Below are 1,428 nucleotides of genomic sequence, written 5' to 3'. Positions count from 1 at the left end.
GGGCGCCGGCGCGGGGGAGGCCGTCGCGGGGGAGAGGTAGGCGCCCAGCGCCCCGAGGTCGCCCGCCGAGACCGGCACCATGGCCAGGCCGGCCAGCAGCCCCTCGGCGGGGAAGAGCCCGCTCCAGTGGCGCGAGCAGACCGCGCACTCGCGGGCGTGCCGGGCGATCCGCTTGCGCCACAGCGCGCTCGGCACGCCGTCCCAGCGGGCGGTCAGCTCGAAGAGCGGCCCGCACCGGTCGGCCACCGCCAGCGCCCGGACGACCACCCGGGCGGTCTCCAGCTGGCCCTTCATCCGCTGCACCCGCACCGCGGCGTGCTGCGGCGGCAGCTCCAGCGCACCGGCCAGCTCGGCGCGGGTCAGCTCGCCGGCCGCCTCCAGCCACCACAGGGCGAGCAGCTCGCGGTCCGCCTCGTCGAGCCAGCGGGTCGCCTCGGCGACCTCGCGGCGCTGCCCGGAGAGGCCGAGCCGGACGATGGTGAGGTCCACGAAGTCCGCGCCCGGGTCGGCGACGTCGTAGGCGTCGCCGAGGCCGTCACCCGCGTAGGCGGTCTGCATGCGCTCGTGGTGCCGGCGGCGGATCTGGTTCATCGCGATCGCGACCAGCCAGGAGCGGAACCCGGCCGGGTCGCGCAGGCCGTGCAGGCCGTCCATGGCCCGCAGCAGGGTCTCCTGGACGACGTCGTCGGTGTCGGAGTGCCCGCCGAGCGCCCGGCCGACGATGTTGTAGAGCAGAGGCAGGTGCCCGCTGATCAGTTCGTCCGTGGCGTACTGGTCGCCGGCCCGGGCCTGCACGACCAGCAGTGCTGCGCGGTCACTGTCCATGGCGTGGTCCACCTTCTCGGTCGGGCCGTGGTGCGGCCCCGTGCTGTGCTGCTGCTGTCGTACTGGGAGATCGTCCGCCGCGCTCCGGATAACGGAAAATCGCACCGGATTTCCGTTCGGCCCTCCGGACGCCCGTGCGGAGGGACAGTAGCCCACCGCCCGCAGGGCCCGGCAGCCCCTCCGCCGGGCCTCCGCCGGGCCGGGACCGGGCCTTCGCCGGGCCGGGGCCGGGCCGCCACGGCCCGCCGAAAACTCGCTCGCGCGGAGGAGGGGGTCTCGGCCACCCTGGCGCGATGGTGGATTCCCTGGTGAGTACGGCTGCGGCAGGTGCCGCGGCGGGTCTGGGCGTGGCGATGCCCCTCGGCGCAGTCGGCGTGCTGCTGCTGCAGGAGGGCGGCCGCGGCCTGCGCCAGGGAGCCGCCGCCGCGACCGCGGTGGCGCTGGTGGACTTCGTGTACGCCGCGGTCGCGGTGCTCGTCGGCCCGCGGCTGGTCGGACTGATCGGCGGCGGCGAGGCCTGGGTACGGGCGGTGGCCGCCGCGGTGCTGGCCGCGATCGCCGTCCGCGGGCTGCTCTCGCTGCGCGGCGGCGGAGCCACCGGGG

The 1,428-nt window shown here is 76.7% G+C and carries 1 protein-coding gene and 1 pseudogene; one reads left to right on the top strand and one right to left on the bottom strand.

Annotated elements, in window-relative coordinates; translation table 11 throughout:
• Positions 1–825: sigma-70 family RNA polymerase sigma factor (locus ABZ641_RS37260; RefSeq protein WP_359989009.1), on the bottom strand; the 825-nt coding region annotated here is incomplete at its 3' end.
• A 293-nt stretch (positions 826–1,118) separates the two neighbouring features.
• Here ABZ641_RS37260 and ABZ641_RS37255 point away from each other — a divergent pair.
• A pseudogene (locus ABZ641_RS37255) lies at positions 1,119–1,428 on the top strand (hypothetical protein); the annotation flags it as partial.

It is taken from the genome of Kitasatospora sp. NPDC007106 (genome assembly GCF_040634455.1).
Classification (GTDB): domain Bacteria; phylum Actinomycetota; class Actinomycetes; order Streptomycetales; family Streptomycetaceae; genus Kitasatospora; species Kitasatospora arboriphila.
The sequence above is the reverse complement of the archived record's forward strand: the minus strand, read 5'-3'. Positions and strand labels throughout refer to the sequence as shown.